We start from the raw sequence: 15954 nt of genomic DNA on the forward strand, positions 1-15954 counted from the left end.
ATGATGATGGGAGAGATCCAAGGGGAATCCTCAAAGCTGATATCGTGCTGGTAGGCGTTTCAAGAACAAGCAAGACACCTCTTTCACAGTATCTTGCACATAAACGATTCAAGGTGGCGAATGTTCCGCTTGTACCCGAAGTAGATCCTCCTGAAGAACTTTTTAAGGTTTCTCCAAAGAAATGTTTCGGGTTGAAAATCTCTTCTCAGAAGTTAAATACGATTCGTAGAGAACGGTTAAAATCACTGGGTCTCAATGATGAAGCCAGTTACGCAAATATCAAGCGGATAGAGGAAGAACTCCAATATTTCGAGAAAATCTCAAAACGAATGAGCTGTCATGTCATTGATGTGACCAATAAAGCTGTGGAAGAAACCGCAAATATTATTACGAACATTTATCAGCGGTCAAACGGCTCATGACAAAGAACGATCCCCCGTGCCGAACGGAAGGGATCGTTCTTTGTTTGGGGATGATACGCTTACGAAACACCCCCGAAAATTCTTTCAGGTAAATTAGTGGTCAAACCCGTCCGATTATACTATAATAAAAAATTGTGATAAAAAATATTTAAAATAGGTTTAGACTAAACTCTTAAGGAATAAACTAATTATTGTGATATGTCAAGTCTCGTCTCGATTTTTTTCGATATTTTACCTGAATTCCAAGGAAAAGTTCCTGTGGAGAGAAGGATATTGCGGAGTGATGTAGAATAGTTAGTAATAGCAAACAAAAATCTACAGTTTTTGTAGATGCAGATGCTTGCCCGGTCAAACCGGAAATCATTCGGATTTCGGAGGATTATGGTTTTGAAGTGGTATTTGTTGCTTCCCATGCTCATCAGAAGAATACTCCAGATGAGGGGAGATGGGTGTATGTGGACAGTGAGAAAGAAGCGGCAGACCTGTACATCATGAACCATGTCCGGATGAATGATATTCTCGTGACCCAGGACATAGGACTCGCAAGCCTGGTACTGCCGAAAAAAGTTTATGCCTTATCCCCGAGGGGAAAGGTCTACAGAGAAGAGAGTATTGTGACGGCGCTTGATTACCGTTACGTTGCAGCGAAGGAAAGACGGAAAGGGAATTATGGAAAAGGACCAAAATCTTTTACGAATAATGACCGGAAAGAATTTTCATCGCAATTCGAGAGGATTTTGTCGAAGATTGCAGGAAAATAATCATTCGTAACGAATGGATTAAAAGGGAAATGAAAAACCAGGTGATATACAGTGTCTGAAAGAATCCCTGAAGAAACAATAAATAAAATATTATCCTCTACGGATATCGTAGATGTTGTCAGTGATTATGTACAGTTAAAAAAGCAAGGACGCAATTACTTTGGCCTGTGCCCATTTCATGGAGAAAACACTCCATCATTCTCCGTTTCACCTGACAAACAGATCTTTCATTGTTTTGGATGCGGTGCCGGAGGGAATGCTTTTACATTCTTGATGGATGTTGACGGTCTCTCATTCATAGAGGCTGCGCAAAAACTGGGCAGCAAAGTGGGTGAGGAAATCACCGTCAGGGCTTCCAGTGAAACAGAAGCGCCTCCTCAAGAAGATGAAAAACAAATGATGCAGGCTCATGAGCTATTAAGTAAATTTTACCATCATCTTCTGTTAAACACAAAGGAGGGGCAGGAAGCTCTCGAATACCTGATCGCCAGGGGCTTTACTACCGAAAGCATCACGAAATTCCAGATTGGATGGTCATTGCCAAGCTGGGATTTCACCGTAAAATTCCTTCAAAAAAGAGGGTATTCCCTCGAAATGATGGAAGCGGCAGGGTTATTGGTCAGAAGGGAAAAAGATCAGTCATTCCTCGATCGTTTCAGGGGCAGGATCATGTTCCCCATAACCGACTCTAAGGGAAATGTCGTCGCATTTTCAGGAAGGATCCTTCAATCGGATGATGAACCAAAATATTTAAACAGTCCTGAAACCAAGATATTCAATAAAAGCCGCATTCTCTATAATTATCATGAATCTAGAGCGATTATAAGAAGAAAACAGCAAGTCATTCTATTTGAAGGCTTTGCCGATGTGATTTCCGCCAGCGAAGCATCTGTTGATAATGGAGTGGCCACGATGGGAACTTCATTGACAGAAGGGCAGATCGGTTTGATCAAGCGTCTAACCGATAATGTGGTCATCTGCTATGACGGTGACTCTGCAGGTGTGGAGGCAGCCTTCAGAGCAGGTAACCTGCTTCTTAATCATCATTTAACGATACGGGTGGCCATGATACCTGAACAATTGGACCCTGATGACTACATTTCAAAGTATGGAAAAGAGAAATTTCAAAAGGATGTAATAGGGGCAGGCTTGACGTTTATGGCGTTTAAGCTGCGGTATTATAAACTCAACAAAAATTTAAATGATGAAGGAGACCGCCTTCAGTATATAGAAGACATACTTAAGGAAATCACGCTTCTGGGCAATGCGGTCGAGAAGGATTACTATATCAGGTACCTTGCGGATGAATTTGATATTTCGATGGATGCCCTTCAGCAGCAGCTTGCTGAAATCAGGGGGTCGGTGAAAGGAAAGACAAATCCAGCCAAACAGGTTCCTGCACCTAAGCCGTATCGTCCGAAAATGGATATGAAGTTACTGCCTGCATATCAAACAGCAGAGAGACGGCTCATTGCCTATATGCTGAAAGATCAAAATACAGCATATAAGGTGCAGGAGTGGCTCGCGGGCATGCACCTGAATATTGATGAGCATCAAGCCATTATTACGTATTTATTAGGTTATTACGAGGAAGGGCTGCCTCCCGCTGCCAGTTCATTCATCGGATATCTGCCTGATGAAAAACTTCGCAGGATTGTCACAGATATAGAAATGATGTCAATCAGTGATGAATGCTCCGATCAAGAATTAATGGATTATGTCCATTCTGTTTTAAAACACCAAAAGATGTTGAAGATAAAAGAAAAAGAAGCTGAAAGAAAAGAAGCACAAAGGCAGAATGATTATCGTAAAGAAGCCCTAATAGCTATGGAAATCTTACAGTTGCGTAAGTCTCTATAAAGTTTTGTTCAAGGAAGTTGGAAGGAGGGGAACACATGGCTGAAAAGTCCGCGCGTTCCAAACAAATAGCGTCAGAATTATCGGTAGATCAGGTGAAAGAATTTTTAGTAAACCAAGGTAAGAAAAGAGGCGTCCTTACTTATGAGGATATTGCTGATAAACTTTCCGGGTTTGAGCTGGATTCAGACCAGATGGATGAATTTTATGAGCAATTAGGTGAGCAGGGTGTTGAAATCATCAATGAAAATGATGAGGATGACGATCCTGGCGCAAATGAGCTGGAAAAGGAAGAGGAAGAAGAATTCAATTTAAATGATTTAAGCGTTCCTCCCGGAGTGAAGATAAATGACCCAGTAAGAATGTACCTGAAAGAAATCGGAAGAGTCGATCTTTTATCGGCAGAAGAAGAAATCAATCTGGCCAAAAGAATTGAAGATGGAGATGAAGAAGCTAAACGCCGGCTGGCAGAAGCGAACCTTCGTCTTGTAGTCAGCATTGCCAAAAGGTATGTAGGCCGTGGAATGCTCTTCCTGGATCTCATCCAAGAAGGTAACATGGGGCTTATCAAAGCAGTTGAAAAATTTGATTACCGCAAAGGATATAAATTCAGTACGTATGCTACCTGGTGGATTCGTCAGGCGATCACCCGAGCGATTGCAGACCAGGCGAGAACAATCAGGATACCGGTTCATATGGTTGAAACGATCAACAAACTAATCCGTGTACAAAGACAGCTTCTGCAGGATTTAGGCCGTGAACCATCACCTGAGGAAATCGCGGAAGAAATGGATCTTACACCTGAAAAGGTAAGAGAGATTTTAAAAATAGCTCAAGAACCTGTGTCGCTCGAAACACCGATTGGTGAAGAAGATGACTCACATCTTGGAGATTTCATTGAAGATGCAGAAGCACAATCACCATCAGAGCATGCTGCTTACGAATTATTAAAAGAGCAGCTCGAAGATGTACTTGATACTCTTACAGACCGTGAAGAAAATGTCCTGCGCTTACGATTCGGTCTTGACGATGGCAGAACCCGTACTCTCGAGGAAGTCGGGAAAGTTTTCGGTGTAACGCGTGAACGTATTCGACAGATCGAAGCAAAAGCACTTCGTAAATTGCGCCATCCAAGCCGCAGTAAACGACTTAAGGATTTCTTGGAATAGGAAATCCGGACCTCTATCATTAATTTGGTAGAGGTTTTTTTATGAAATTTAAAGGGTTTATTCCTGGGACTGACGAATTGGAATAAAGGAACATTTACAGAAAGTGAGCATATTATGTCCAAATCTAAACCTGGCAGACAGGCTGTTATTATAAACGAAATCAAGTTTTGGAAGCAGAATAAAATGCTACCCGATCAATACTGTGATTATTTGATGGCACTCTATTCCAATGGGGAAGAAAACCTTTCGAATCCATCGATTAAAAAAGCGAAAATGAAAATGATGTCCGTGAATATCCTTTTCTCAGCAGTCGTTATGTCGATTTCGTTATTTGTCATTCATTTTACTGAATTATCAGTCGTTTTGCAAACAGCGATTTTGACATGTTTTGTCGTATTATTATATGGAATGGGAATTTATTATTCTAAGAAAAAAGTTTCAATGGCTGCTATACTCATTTCAGCATCCTTCATCATTCTACTCGGATCCATTGATCTAACGGAGGAGATATTTCAGGGTTCCCCTTTCAGTACATATGCTGTCCTCTTTTCGAATTGTTTGTTATGGATTGTCCTGGGATTGGGACAAAGGCGGATCTATTTCACTTTATCTGGGGGAATAGGAAGTCTTGTACTGATTATTTCTATATTACTATAACTTCAGAATGTTAAAAAGTTTTTTAAAGTTGAGAAAATTCACCGTTCCCTCTTATAATAGGAATGAGAGCGCATTCATAGAAATCTTGATAGACTGCTGAAGGCGCGATTGGAAAAGAGTCTGAACACCTTCAGGCTTCATTCATCAAGTTACTACAAGGGGGATAAGGATGAATTTTGATTTAACGCAAGAACAGGCAATGATTAAAAAAACAATCAGGGAATTTGCAGAGGAAGAAGTGGCTCCGGGTGCATTGGACAGGGATCGTACGAAAGAATTTCCCAAGGAAATCTTTAAAAAGCTATCAGGATTGGGGATGATGGGTCTGCCGTTTCCAGAAGAGTATGGAGGGGCGGGAGCCGATACGGTCAGTTTTGCCATAGTGACAGAAGAGTTAAGCAGGGCTTGTGCTTCAACCGGTATTACGTATTCCGCACATATATCTCTCGGGGGGGCACCCATTAATTTATTTGGTACTCATGACCAAAAGGAAAAGTACCTTACGCCGATCTGTACAGGAGAATCTTTCGGGGCTTTCGGACTGACAGAACCGAATGCAGGTTCTGATGCAGGAGGTACACAAACAACCGCGGAAGACAAAGGCGATAAATGGGTGATCAACGGGAATAAGTGTTATATCACTAATGCGAGCTATGCTGACCACCTGGCTTTGACGGCTATCACAGGCAGGGAGAATGGAAAAAAGGAAATCAGTGCAATCATCACTCCAACCAAGGCAAAGGGATTCACTGTAATCGATAATTACGAAAAAATGGGTCTTCATTCTTCGAATACGACTGAATTGGTGCTGGAAGATGTTGAGGTACCGAAAGAAAACCTTCTAGGTAAGCGTGGAGATGGTTTCAAACAGTTCCTGGTCACTCTTGACGGGGGACGTATAGGAATCGGTGCAATGGCGGTAGGGGTCGCTCAGGCGGCCTATGAGAAGGCGCTGCAATATTCAAAGGAAAGAAAGCAATTTGGAAAAACTCTTTCAGAGTTCCAAGTCACTCAGTTCAAGCTGGCAGATATGGCAATGAAAATCGAGCTTGCCCGCACTATGGTTCATAAAGCTGCCTGGCTTAAGGATCAAGGCAGACCTTTCTCGAAAGAAGCATCGATGTGTAAATTATATGCCTCTGAAATCAGCATGGAAGTAGCGGATGAAGCAATCCAGATCCATGGAGGTTACGGGTACATGAAAGAATATCACGTAGAAAGATATATGCGTGACGCCAAACTTCTTGAAATCGGGGAAGGAACATCCGAGGTTCAACGAATGGTCATTTCCAGACTCATCGGTTGTCCATAATATAAAAAGTTTGTCGAAGAGCTTGAGGGTCAGCAAATGTAAGCACCTGAGAGCTCTTCTCTTTAATTTTTAACTTCAGATATGTTCGAATCATGATAAAAAAATCATGAAATGTGTCTAATTTGTGAGAAAGATGGAAAAGTTAATTGATAGTACTTTTCCTTTGTCGTTTTTTAAAGTAAAATATATAGTGTTTAATAGCACTAATTTGGAAGTTGTACATAAAGGAGGTTAAATCATGAATCGTAATCCAATTATTCCATTCATTCTGATCATGGCTATGGGGATCGGCCTTATATTCTTCATGTCTTTAGAAGGCCTTAACAATGCTGATGAAAAAGCGAAAGAAGCGGAACACGGTGAAAAAGCAGGCGGGGAAGGCGAACAGGCTTCAAGCGGTGAGTTTGATCCGGAACAAGCATATAAAGACAACTGTCTGTCTTGTCACGGTGGAAACTATGAAGGCGGCATGGGTCCTGCCCTTAAAGGAACGGACAAATCAGTCGACGAAATCAAAGAAATCATCAAAAATGGTAAGTCGCCGATGCCTGGAGGCCTTATCCAAGACGAAAATCTGGATGCAATGGCTGAATGGATCAAATCTCTTAAATAATGAATACGCTTAAAAAGGTTCTTTGTCTAATGGGCAAAGGACTTTTTTTATTGCACAAAGTCAGATAGAATAAAAACGTACATACTAGAATTAAATCAATTAAAAAGGTGAAGACATAGACATGAATATTGAACAGTTATCCAAACGTTTAGAAACGGTCGCTTTGTCAATTCCAACAGGTTCTAAGATCGCTGACATAGGTTCCGATCATGCATATTTACCTTGTTTTGCGGTAAAGAAAGGAATTGCAGAAAGTGCGATTGCAGGTGAAGTGGCGGAAGGTCCGTTCCTATCTGCCGAGAAACAGGTGAAAGCCGCATGCCTGGAAGATAAAATAAAGGTCAGACTCGGTAATGGACTTGAGGTTATCTCTCCAGGTGAAGTGGACTGCATTACGATAGCCGGGATGGGCGGCGCATTGATTGCAACGATACTGGAAGATGGCAAAGAGAAGCTTCAGGGAGTGAGAAGGCTGATCCTCCAACCTAATGTAAGTGCTAAGTCAATCCGTGTTTGGCTCCTTCAAAACGAATGGGAATTGACAAACGAAGAAATCATTGAGGAAGACGGAAAAGTGTATGAAATTTTGACAGCTGACAGAGGGGAACCTCTTCGTCCTTATCCTGGCGTAGAAGGACATCAAAAGGCGCTTTTACTCGGCCCATTTTTAATGCAGCAGAAAAATGAAGCATTCCAAAGAAAATGGAGGCAGGAATGTGCACAATGGAAAAATATCCTGTCTAATATGGAAAAAGCGGAGCAATCAGAAGCTTTGAATGAACGAAAAGCTGAATTAATGAATAACATTCAATTTGTTGAGGAGGTACTTTCGGAATGAAAACGGTAAACGGACACGAAATCATTCAACTCTTTGAAGCGTTCTCCCCTAAATACCTCGCTGAAGATGGGGATCCCATCGGTTTGCAAATTGGAAAACTGAATGAAAAAGTGGAAAATGTAATGATCACATTGGATGTATTGGAAAATGTAGTGGATGAAGCGATCAAAAATAATGTAAAATTGATCATTGCGCACCACCCTCCTCTTTTCAGGCCGCTTAAATCACTCCATACCGACACCTATCAGGGAAGAATGATTGAGAAACTGATCAAGAATGACATTGCGGTTTATGCGGCCCATACTAACCTTGACGTGGCTTCCGGCGGTGTCAATGATCTTCTGGCTGAAAGTCTGGGACTACAGGAAGCTTCTGTATTAATTCCCACATATTCAGAACAACTGAGGAAGCTTGTTGTTTATGTACCGAAAGAAAACAGTGAAGAGCTCAGGCGTGCATTGGGTAAAGCAGGTGCAGGACATATTGGGAATTATTCTCACTGCAGCTTCTCCTCAGAAGGAAAGGGCAGGTTTTTACCAGGTGATAACTCAGAACCGCATATCGGCCAGAAGGGTATCTTGGAAGAAGTGCCTGAAGAAAAGATCGAAACCATCTATCCGCGTTCTCTTGAGAATAAGATCCTGAAGGCCATGTTTACCAATCATCCTTATGAAGAAGTTGCCTATGACGTATATCCTCTTGAAAATAAGGGAGAACCTATGGGCTTAGGGAGAATCGGCAGGCTTCGGGAAGAGGTCTCACTGAAAGATTTCGCTGCAAATGTGAAAGAAACGTTCGGCATGGATGGAATACGGGTTATCGGTGACATGAATGCCAAAGTCAGGAAAGTAGCGGTTCTCGGAGGAGATGGAAACAAATTTATTTCTGCAGCCAAAAGGCAGGGGGCAGATGCGTTTGTCTCTGGAGATATTTATTATCATACTGCTCATGATGCTATGATGATGGGATTGAATATTGTCGATGCAGGTCATTATATAGAGAAAGTGATGAAAGCCGGAGTAGCGAAATATCTGGCAGATAAATGTGTGGAAAAAGGGTATAACGTAAATATTTTCGCATCTAAGTCTGAAACAAATCCATTTACTTATATGTAAGGCAAATGCGGTACCCCATTAAGGCGGATCGCTTTTTTACAGGGAAATCCCCCGGGGCAATAGCCACGGGGGATAAGAACTAGCTTAATTTAGACTTCTTCACTTTCGGAAGTATTTTGTTTAAGGGAACACTTCGTTCTCTTGTCCATGTCGTATCATCATCCGGATTGAAATCCTGTAAAAATTTGATGACTTCCTTAACGATCGGAGTCGGAGTGGATGCGCCTGCTGTGACTGCAACTACCTTTGCTGATTTAATCCATTCCACATCCAGCTCACTGATGTCTGAAATCCTGTATGCAGGAGTTCCGGCAATTTCCTTGGAGACTTGCGCAAGGCGGTTTGAGTTATTGCTCTTAGGGTCTCCGACAACGATCAGCACATCTGCATCTCCGGCCTGTTCAGCCACTGCTTCCTGACGCACTTGGGTCGCTAGGCAGATTTCCTTGTGCAGCTCGACATGAGGGAACAACTCTTTTACTTTATCCATCGTGTCAAGAACGTCCCATTGACTCATTGTCGTCTGGTTCGTCACAATGATCTTTTCGTTATCAATGGATAGTTTTTCTACATCTTCCGCAGTTTCAACAAGATGTACGATCTCAGGCGCGACTCCCACTGCGCCTTCCGGCTCCGGGTGTCCTTTTTTACCGATGTAGATGACATCGTATCCTTCAGCTTCCTTCGCGCGGATAAGGTCATGAGTCTTTGTTACATCAGGACAGGTTGCATCGAGTGTGACCAGTCCTTTTTTTCGGGCAATTTCTTTCACTTCAGGTGATACACCGTGAGCGGTAAAAATGACTGTTCCTTCATTTACCTGCTCGATGATCTCTTTTCTGTTTTTTCCGTCCAGTGTAATGATGCCATCTTCTTCAAACGCGTCAGTGACGTGTTTGTTATGCACGATCATTCCTAAAATATAAATCGGACGAGGAAGCGACTTATCGAGTGCAGCGTTTCTGGCAATGACCATCGCATCCACCACACCATAACAATAGCCTCTCGGAGTTATCTTAATAATATCCATCTATGAAAATCCTCCTACGTGAGTAAAGGTTGTGACTTCATTATAAAGGAGAATGTGGTATCTGACAAAGAGTAGGGAAGGAGTATCTTGATTTAGTTGTACTACCCCCGGATTTCAAAAAGAAAAACCCCGGTAGCATATCGTTAAGGGGGTGGGGTTCAAATAAATAATTTTGGCTGCGAGCTGCCTTCAGAACTCTTTTTCTTAGGAGCAGACGCAACTTCATCCTCTTCAACCTTCAATTTTCTTTTTCCTTTTTCCTTTTTCACTTTAACCTTTTCGTCGATTTCATCAAGATCCTCTTTCTGCACATCACTTTCTTCATTTGAACCGTCAGCCGAAAGGTCCTTGAAGCCACGGTAAAGTTTCCATAATGCAGGGAGGTTCTTTACCATTGGTCCATATTGTTGTACCATCGGCCCAAATTGCTGGGCTGCGTTCAGAACTTGCTGTGTATTTGAGAGAAAGGAACTGATATTGCCCGGATTTAGTAAGTTTCCTATGGAAGAAGCACCTGCGGCGGCAGCTGGTCCACGCTCGAATCCAGCCGCTGCCCCGGTTGTATTATCCCGGCTGAATTGCTGTAGTATTCCTCCCCGCTGATTATCCTCACCTTTTTTTAATAATTTGGAAAGGAGTCCGCCTCCGCGCCCTTTTCTCCTGCCTCCGTTCATTCCCTGGATGTTCAATGGCGGTGGGCTTTGAAATCCCATATTCTCTTGCGCTCCCATTTGAAAGGGGGAAGGAGTCTGTGATCTCATCCCGAACGGGTTTCTCATCTCATTGGGCTGCCTCATGCCAAATGGGCTCCTTCTCGCGTGTTGAGGCATCATTCCAAATGGATTGCCCTGATGTTCATTCTGCATTCTCATTCGTCCTCTAGGCGGCATGTGCCTGCCTCCTTTCACTGTTGATTCACTAGTCCTTACTAGGGTATGCAACTGTTCGAAAAAGGGGATTGTGAGAATATCGGCCAAATCCCTATAAGTGTAACTAGAAGTTTTGTGGAAAGTTTATTATAATGATTAGATGTTCTTTAAAAATAACGCCGACTACTTTCGTTTAAATAAAAGGATATGAAAATAAGGAGATGAAACAGAGATGAAAAAGAATTTATTTCTTGGCTATGAATTTCAACCATTCATTGCTGAGGCGATAGAAGAATTGGGTTTCTATGAACCGACTGAAATCCAGAAAAAGATGATCCCGCTTATCCTGAAGGGACAAAGCGCGATTGGTCAATCACAGACAGGTACTGGTAAAACCCATTCATATTTACTTCCGATCATCGAAAAAGTTGAGGCGGCATCAGAGCAAGTTCAAGCAGTCATTACAGCACCAACGAGGGAACTTGCACAGCAGATTTATCACGAAATTCTGAAAATCACGAAAAACAGTGACATTGTATCCCGATGCTTTATCGGAGGTACCGATAAACAAAGAACAATCGAAAAGCTTAAAACCCAGCCTCATATCGTAGTGGGGACACCAGGCCGTATCAATGATCTAGTGAAAGAAAAAGCATTATTTGTCCATACTGCGCCAATTCTTGTTGTCGATGAAGCAGATCTTATGCTAGACATGGGATTTATTGAAGATGTTGATCAAATAGCCGCTAAAATGCCGGAGAAACTGCAAATACTAGTATTCTCTGCAACGATACCTGAAAAGCTTAAGCCTTTCATGAAAAAATATATGGATAATCCACAATTTGCGCATGTTGAACCGGAAAGAATTTCAGCTAAAAATATTGAGCACGTCATCATACCAAAGAAAAGCCGTGAAAAAGTCAATGTGCTTCATGATCTATTAGTGGAAATAAACCCTTACTTAGGGATTGTCTTCACGAATACGAAAGCGAAAGCAGACGAAGTTGCGGATGCATTGATTGCTAAGGGATTGAAAGTAGGAAGAATTCACGGAGACCTTTCACCGCGCGAGCGAAAAAAAATGATGAAACAGACGAGAAACCTCGATTATCAATATATTGTCGCCACAGATCTGGCTGCCAGAGGAATTGATATTGAAGGGGTCAGTCATATAATCAACTATGAACTGCCGCAGGATCTTGATTTCTACGTGCACAGATCTGGACGTACTGCAAGAGCCGGGAATTCAGGTATCGCCTATACGCTCTATGAGCCTGCAGACGAGGATGCATTGAATCGTCTTGAAAAGATGGGGATTTCATTCAAACATATGGAACTAAAAAAAGGCGAGTGGCTCGAACTGCCTGCTTTGAACAAGCGTAAGACCCGTCAAAAAGCGACAGGCGATGAAATTGATGAAAAAGCTAAATCACTGGTACGAAAGCCTAAAAGCGTAAAGCCTGGCTATAAAAAGAAAATGAAATACAAAATGGAACAAATCAAAAAGAAAGAAAGAAGAAAGAAAAATAGAAATAAATAAGTCTTATGACGTGATTCATTTTCACACATTCGATAAAATGAAGAAGAGATTTTCTTAGGAGTTGAGGAGAATGGTCAAGATTGGATCCCACGTTTCGATGAGCGGCAAAAAGATGCTGCTGGCTTCAAGTGAAGAAGCAGTTTCGTATGGTGCAAATACCTTTATGATTTATACAGGTGCACCTCAAAACACAAGAAGGAAGAAAATTGAGGATTTAAATATAGAAGCCGGCCTGCGGCATATGAAGGAACATCAAATTGATGACATCGTTGTTCATGCACCGTATATTATCAACATCGGGAATACGACGAACCCTGCAACATTTGAATTAGGTGTTAACTTTCTCAGGTCTGAAATTGAGCGTACAGAAGCATTGGGGGCCAAGCAGATTGTCCTTCATCCGGGTGCTCACGTAGGTGCAGGGGCAGATAAAGGAATCGACAGGATCATAGAAGGTCTGAATGAAGTATTGACTAAGGATCACACTGCCCAGATCGCTCTGGAAACAATGGCAGGAAAGGGATCTGAATGTGGTAGATCATTCGAGGAACTGGCCCGGATCATCGACGGTGTCGAACTGAATGACAGATTGTCCATTTGTTTTGATACTTGTCATACGCATGATGCGGGATATAATATTGTCGAAGATTTCGACGGGGTTCTCGAAGAATTTGACAAGACCATAGGGATAGAACGTCTTAAAGTTCTTCACATCAATGACAGTAAGAACCCAACAGGAGCAAGGAAAGATCGTCATGAAAATATAGGATTCGGTCATATTGGATTCAAGGCACTGAATTATATCGTGCATCATCCACAGCTTGAAAACGTACCAAAGATTCTTGAAACACCGTATGTAGGTGAAGATAAGAAGGATAAGAAGGCACCATATAAATTTGAAATCGATATGCTGCGCGATCAAAAATTCGATGAAGACGTGTTAACCAAAATCCGGAACCAATAATATCTTGTGAGGCTGATCTCTGTTAAAAGAGATCAGCCTCCTTTCATCTATCTGATCAACTGTAGAAAAAGCTGATTTATTTCTTTTGCTTTGGACGGACCAATTAATTTAGCCAGTTCTTTCACTAGTTTACTCCGGCTCAGGTCATCAAAAATATTGATGTTTTTTCCTTTGACGCTGCCGACAATTGCATCTGTCTGCTTAGTGGTTAACGAAATATTGTATTGGCTGGCATACTTAAGCAGTTCAGAGCGGTTAATATTGTTGATTTTGTGATTAATCACATTTTGCAGTAATTTCATCTATATCACTCCTCAGGAAATACATATGTTCATTTAGTGAAGAAAGTGACAGTTTTTTATCGTGAATTTCAGAAAAGAAGCTTTAGTTTACAAGTACAACCTCATCATGTATACTTTCCTATGTGTTATAAATCGTAATGATTCTTAAAAAGAGAGTTGAGACCTATGGAACACAGCCATACACCTATAATAAAAATAGAAAATTTGAATTTCAGGTACGACCGGGAAAGGGTGCTTGAAGATATAAACCTTACTATTCCCAGAGGTTCTTTTTTGGGGATTGTTGGTCCAAACGGTTCAGGGAAATCGACCTTATTGAAGCTGATGTTGGGTTTATTGAAGGTAAAGCAGGGAGAAATCGAATTGTTTGGAATCCCTCAGCAAAAATTCAGGCAATGGGACCGGATAGGGTTTGTTTCTCAAAAGGCAAACAGCTTCAATACCGGCTTTCCTGCTACAGTATATGAGGTAGTAGCTAGCGGACTGGCAAAAAAAGCCGGGATGTTCAAGAGAATTTCTGCAAAATACCGGAAAGATATCGTGGAAGCCATTGAATCGGTGGGAATGACGCCTTTTTCCGGAAGGAATATCGGTGAATTATCCGGTGGACAGCAGCAAAGGGTATTTATTGCAAGGGCTCTTGTCAGTAAGCCGGATGTCTTGATTTTGGATGAACCGACTGTCGGAGTAGACAGTAAGAACGTTCAAACCTTCTACGGCATGCTGGATCATTTAAACAAGGATATTGGGATTACCTTATTATTGGTCACGCATGATATAGGCTCAATATCAAGTAAGGTCACCCATGTTGCCTGTTTGAATAAACATCTTCATTTTCACGGGAAAACAGAAGAATTCGAAAAACTTAAAGAGAGTGAGATGTCATCATTTTATGGTCATGATGTCCACTTTTTAAATCATGAACATGATCATCACTGATAGGGGGAGAGCAGATGCTTCAGGCTATTTTACAATATGAATTTTTACAAAATGCTTTTCTTACAGGGATTCTTATCGGAATAATTGCTCCTCTGTTAGGTGCGTTCATTGTGGTCAGAAGGCTTTCTCTGATAGCTGATGCACTTAGTCATGTTACGTTATCAGGTATTGCAGCAAGTTTATACTTGAGTAAAACGATCCCTTCGCTGCAAGGCTTGAATCCGTTGTATTTCGGAATGATTTTTTCCGTTACGGGGTCTTTGTTCATCGAGCGGCTAAGGATGCTCTATAAACATTATCAAGAGCTTGCCATCCCGATCATTCTGTCTGGCGGAATCGGAATCGGAGTCATCTTCATCTCACTCGCTGATGGTTTTACGACAGATCTGTTCAGCTACTTATTTGGGAGTGTCAGTGCCGTTACCAGGGGGGATCTATATTTGATCGCTGTCATCAGTATCGTCGTGATTGGAGTGATTTTTTTACTTTATAAGGAATTATTCCTTCTGTCATTTGATGAAGATCATGCAAAAGCATCCGGTATTCCGGCCAGGGCGATTCATTTCATCTTCATGGTGATGGTGGCGTTAGTCATCGCGGCATCCATGCGCATTGTCGGAATCCTCCTTGTATCATCCCTCATGACCCTTCCTGTTGCTGCGAGTATCAGGATTGCCAGAGGATTTAAACAGACGATTCTATATTCTTTACTATTTGGGGAAATATCTGTGATTGCAGGATTGGTCAGTGCATTTTATCTGGATCTTGCTCCAGGAGGAACCATTGTGGTCACGGCCATTCTCATATTATTGATCACGATTGTAATGAAGAAGATTAGTTCATCAAAACATGCACAAAAAGCAGAGGTGTAGAAAATGAATGTATCTCAAGCAATGGATCTATTGAAATCAGAAGGATATAAGCATACGGGGAAGAGAGAGGAATTACTTCAGCTGTTTTCTAACTCCAATAAATATTTGACGGCGAAAGATGTACTCGAACATATGAAAAGCGACTATCCTGGTTTGAGTTTTGACACTATTTACCGAAATCTCAGCTTGTTCGTTGAACTCGGTATACTTGAAGAGACAGAGCTATCAGGGGAGAGGCATTTTCGCTTTACTTGTGAAAGTGAACACCACCACCATCATTTCATCTGTATGGACTGCGGAAAGACAGAAGAAATCCATACATGCCCGATGGATGTCCTTAAGGACAGCATCGACCAAACAGGTTATGATATTTCAGGACATAAATTTGAGATTTACGGCAAGTGCCCACAGTGTCAGTGAAACAGATATAAATAAAGCCTTGGACATTTGTCCAAGGCATTTTTTGTTAGTTTCCGTTACGCAGCCAGTTTTGAACCCAGTGGTTGGCTTCATTCCAATCATTCACCCGGATCACACCTTCAGGAATTGGACTCTGATTATACGGGGTATTGAACAATACGACAGGGATATTTAATTCTTCATTTATCATCACTGCATTATCATGCTTGTCTTCAAAAAAAATATCCACTTTATATTTCTTAGCGGTGGATATTTTATTGTGTGAGCCAATCAA

17 protein-coding genes and 1 pseudogene are annotated in these 15954 nt (G+C 41.7%); 14 read left to right on the forward strand and 4 right to left on the reverse strand.

Annotated elements, in window-relative coordinates:
• The 9 genes from HP456_RS09925 to HP456_RS09965 form a co-directional block, all read left to right on the forward strand.
• Nucleotides 1-422 (forward strand): kinase/pyrophosphorylase (locus tag HP456_RS09925; RefSeq protein ID WP_172250535.1); only part of this gene is annotated, 422 nt, incomplete at its 5' end.
• 290 nt (nucleotides 423-712) lie between these two features.
• The gene (locus HP456_RS09930) at nucleotides 713-1183 is read left to right on the forward strand and encodes a YaiI/YqxD family protein (protein ID WP_172250565.1); all 471 of its coding nucleotides are present in this window, start codon (nucleotides 713-715) and stop codon (nucleotides 1181-1183) included.
• Nucleotides 1184-1234: 51 nt separating this feature from the next.
• Nucleotides 1235-3043: a DNA primase gene (gene dnaG / locus HP456_RS09935; protein WP_172250537.1), complete on the forward strand. Its 1809-nt coding sequence runs from the start codon at nucleotides 1235-1237 to the stop codon at nucleotides 3041-3043.
• A 35-nt stretch (nucleotides 3044-3078) separates the two neighbouring features.
• The gene (gene rpoD / locus HP456_RS09940) at nucleotides 3079-4209 is read left to right on the forward strand and encodes an RNA polymerase sigma factor RpoD (protein WP_172250539.1); all 1131 of its coding nucleotides are present in this window, start codon (nucleotides 3079-3081) and stop codon (nucleotides 4207-4209) included.
• A 114-nt stretch (nucleotides 4210-4323) separates the two neighbouring features.
• A complete protein-coding gene (locus HP456_RS09945; RefSeq protein ID WP_172250541.1) occupies nucleotides 4324-4866 on the forward strand; it encodes a hypothetical protein in 543 nt (180 codons plus the stop codon).
• A 169-nt stretch (nucleotides 4867-5035) separates the two neighbouring features.
• On the forward strand, nucleotides 5036-6178 hold the full coding sequence (locus tag HP456_RS09950) for an acyl-CoA dehydrogenase family protein (RefSeq protein ID WP_172250543.1): 1143 nt from the start codon (nucleotides 5036-5038) through the stop codon (nucleotides 6176-6178).
• A gap of 238 nt (nucleotides 6179-6416) precedes the next feature.
• Nucleotides 6417-6791, forward strand: a complete 375-nt coding sequence (cccA, locus tag HP456_RS09955) for a cytochrome c550 (RefSeq protein ID WP_172250545.1) — start codon at nucleotides 6417-6419, stop codon at nucleotides 6789-6791.
• A 121-nt stretch (nucleotides 6792-6912) separates the two neighbouring features.
• Nucleotides 6913-7629, forward strand: a complete 717-nt coding sequence (locus HP456_RS09960; RefSeq protein WP_172250547.1) for a tRNA (adenine(22)-N(1))-methyltransferase — start codon at nucleotides 6913-6915, stop codon at nucleotides 7627-7629.
• On the forward strand, nucleotides 7626-8744 hold the full coding sequence (locus HP456_RS09965) for a Nif3-like dinuclear metal center hexameric protein (RefSeq protein ID WP_172250549.1): 1119 nt from the start codon (nucleotides 7626-7628) through the stop codon (nucleotides 8742-8744). Before HP456_RS09960 ends, HP456_RS09965 begins: the two co-directional genes overlap by 4 nt.
• A gap of 79 nt (nucleotides 8745-8823) precedes the next feature.
• Here HP456_RS09965 and HP456_RS09970 read toward each other — a convergent pair whose 3' ends face one another.
• A complete protein-coding gene (locus tag HP456_RS09970) occupies nucleotides 8824-9774 on the reverse strand; it encodes a 4-hydroxy-3-methylbut-2-enyl diphosphate reductase (protein WP_172250551.1) in 951 nt (316 codons plus the stop codon).
• Nucleotides 9775-9932: 158 nt separating this feature from the next.
• Complete coding sequence (gene vrrA / locus HP456_RS09975) at nucleotides 9933-10664, reverse strand: VrrA/YqfQ family protein (RefSeq protein WP_246288922.1); 732 nt, start codon at nucleotides 10662-10664, stop codon at nucleotides 9933-9935.
• Between the two features lie 211 nt (nucleotides 10665-10875).
• Here vrrA and HP456_RS09980 point away from each other — a divergent pair, with 211 nt between their 5' ends.
• Nucleotides 10876-12183, forward strand: a complete 1308-nt coding sequence (locus HP456_RS09980) for a DEAD/DEAH box helicase (protein ID WP_172250553.1) — start codon at nucleotides 10876-10878, stop codon at nucleotides 12181-12183.
• Nucleotides 12184-12253: 70 nt separating this feature from the next.
• On the forward strand, nucleotides 12254-13147 hold the full coding sequence (locus HP456_RS09985) for a deoxyribonuclease IV (protein ID WP_172250555.1): 894 nt from the start codon (nucleotides 12254-12256) through the stop codon (nucleotides 13145-13147).
• 47 nt (nucleotides 13148-13194) lie between these two features.
• On the opposite strand, the gene HP456_RS09990 is transcribed toward HP456_RS09985, so the two are convergent.
• The gene (locus HP456_RS09990; protein WP_172250557.1) at nucleotides 13195-13449 is read right to left on the reverse strand and encodes a DUF2624 domain-containing protein; all 255 of its coding nucleotides are present in this window, start codon (nucleotides 13447-13449) and stop codon (nucleotides 13195-13197) included.
• Between the two features lie 165 nt (nucleotides 13450-13614).
• Between HP456_RS09990 and HP456_RS09995 the strand changes: the two genes are divergently transcribed.
• The 3 genes from HP456_RS09995 to HP456_RS10005 are packed head-to-tail and all read left to right on the forward strand — an operon-like array spanning nucleotide 13615 to nucleotide 15680.
• Nucleotides 13615-14388: a metal ABC transporter ATP-binding protein gene (locus tag HP456_RS09995; RefSeq protein ID WP_172250559.1), complete on the forward strand. Its 774-nt coding sequence runs from the start codon at nucleotides 13615-13617 to the stop codon at nucleotides 14386-14388.
• A gap of 14 nt (nucleotides 14389-14402) precedes the next feature.
• Nucleotides 14403-15260 carry a metal ABC transporter permease gene (locus HP456_RS10000; protein ID WP_172250561.1) on the forward strand — a complete coding sequence of 286 codons (858 nt, stop codon included), beginning with the start codon at nucleotides 14403-14405 and terminating at the stop codon, nucleotides 15258-15260.
• Nucleotides 15261-15263: 3 nt separating this feature from the next.
• Nucleotides 15264-15680: a Fur family transcriptional regulator gene (locus HP456_RS10005; RefSeq protein WP_172250563.1), complete on the forward strand. Its 417-nt coding sequence runs from the start codon at nucleotides 15264-15266 to the stop codon at nucleotides 15678-15680.
• A gap of 46 nt (nucleotides 15681-15726) precedes the next feature.
• On the opposite strand, the pseudogene HP456_RS10010 reads toward HP456_RS10005, so the two are convergent.
• A pseudogene (locus HP456_RS10010) lies at nucleotides 15727-15954 on the reverse strand (hypothetical protein); the annotation flags it as partial.

Source organism: Bacillus haikouensis (genome assembly GCF_013179555.1).
Lineage (GTDB): Bacteria > Bacillota > Bacilli > Bacillales > Bacillaceae_B > Rossellomorea > Rossellomorea haikouensis_A.

Coding starts and splice junctions, on each gene's coding strand:
- HP456_RS10005 (WP_172250563.1), top strand. CDS start 15,264: ATGAATGTATCTCAAGCAATGGATCTATTGAAATCAGAAGGATATAAG.
- HP456_RS09980 (WP_172250553.1), top strand. CDS start 10,876: ATGAAAAAGAATTTATTTCTTGGCTATGAATTTCAACCATTCATTGCT.
- rpoD (WP_172250539.1), top strand. CDS start 3,079: ATGGCTGAAAAGTCCGCGCGTTCCAAACAAATAGCGTCAGAATTATCG.
- HP456_RS09965 (WP_172250549.1), top strand. CDS start 7,626: ATGAAAACGGTAAACGGACACGAAATCATTCAACTCTTTGAAGCGTTC.
- cccA (WP_172250545.1), top strand. CDS start 6,417: ATGAATCGTAATCCAATTATTCCATTCATTCTGATCATGGCTATGGGG.
- vrrA (WP_246288922.1), bottom strand. CDS start 10,664: ATGCCGCCTAGAGGACGAATGAGAATGCAGAATGAACATCAGGGCAAT.
- HP456_RS09945 (WP_172250541.1), top strand. CDS start 4,324: ATGTCCAAATCTAAACCTGGCAGACAGGCTGTTATTATAAACGAAATC.
- HP456_RS09985 (WP_172250555.1), top strand. CDS start 12,254: ATGGTCAAGATTGGATCCCACGTTTCGATGAGCGGCAAAAAGATGCTG.
- HP456_RS09970 (WP_172250551.1), bottom strand. CDS start 9,774: ATGGATATTATTAAGATAACTCCGAGAGGCTATTGTTATGGTGTGGTG.
- HP456_RS09960 (WP_172250547.1), top strand. CDS start 6,913: ATGAATATTGAACAGTTATCCAAACGTTTAGAAACGGTCGCTTTGTCA.
- HP456_RS10000 (WP_172250561.1), top strand. CDS start 14,403: ATGCTTCAGGCTATTTTACAATATGAATTTTTACAAAATGCTTTTCTT.
- HP456_RS09990 (WP_172250557.1), bottom strand. CDS start 13,449: ATGAAATTACTGCAAAATGTGATTAATCACAAAATCAACAATATTAAC.
- HP456_RS09950 (WP_172250543.1), top strand. CDS start 5,036: ATGAATTTTGATTTAACGCAAGAACAGGCAATGATTAAAAAAACAATC.
- HP456_RS09995 (WP_172250559.1), top strand. CDS start 13,615: ATGGAACACAGCCATACACCTATAATAAAAATAGAAAATTTGAATTTC.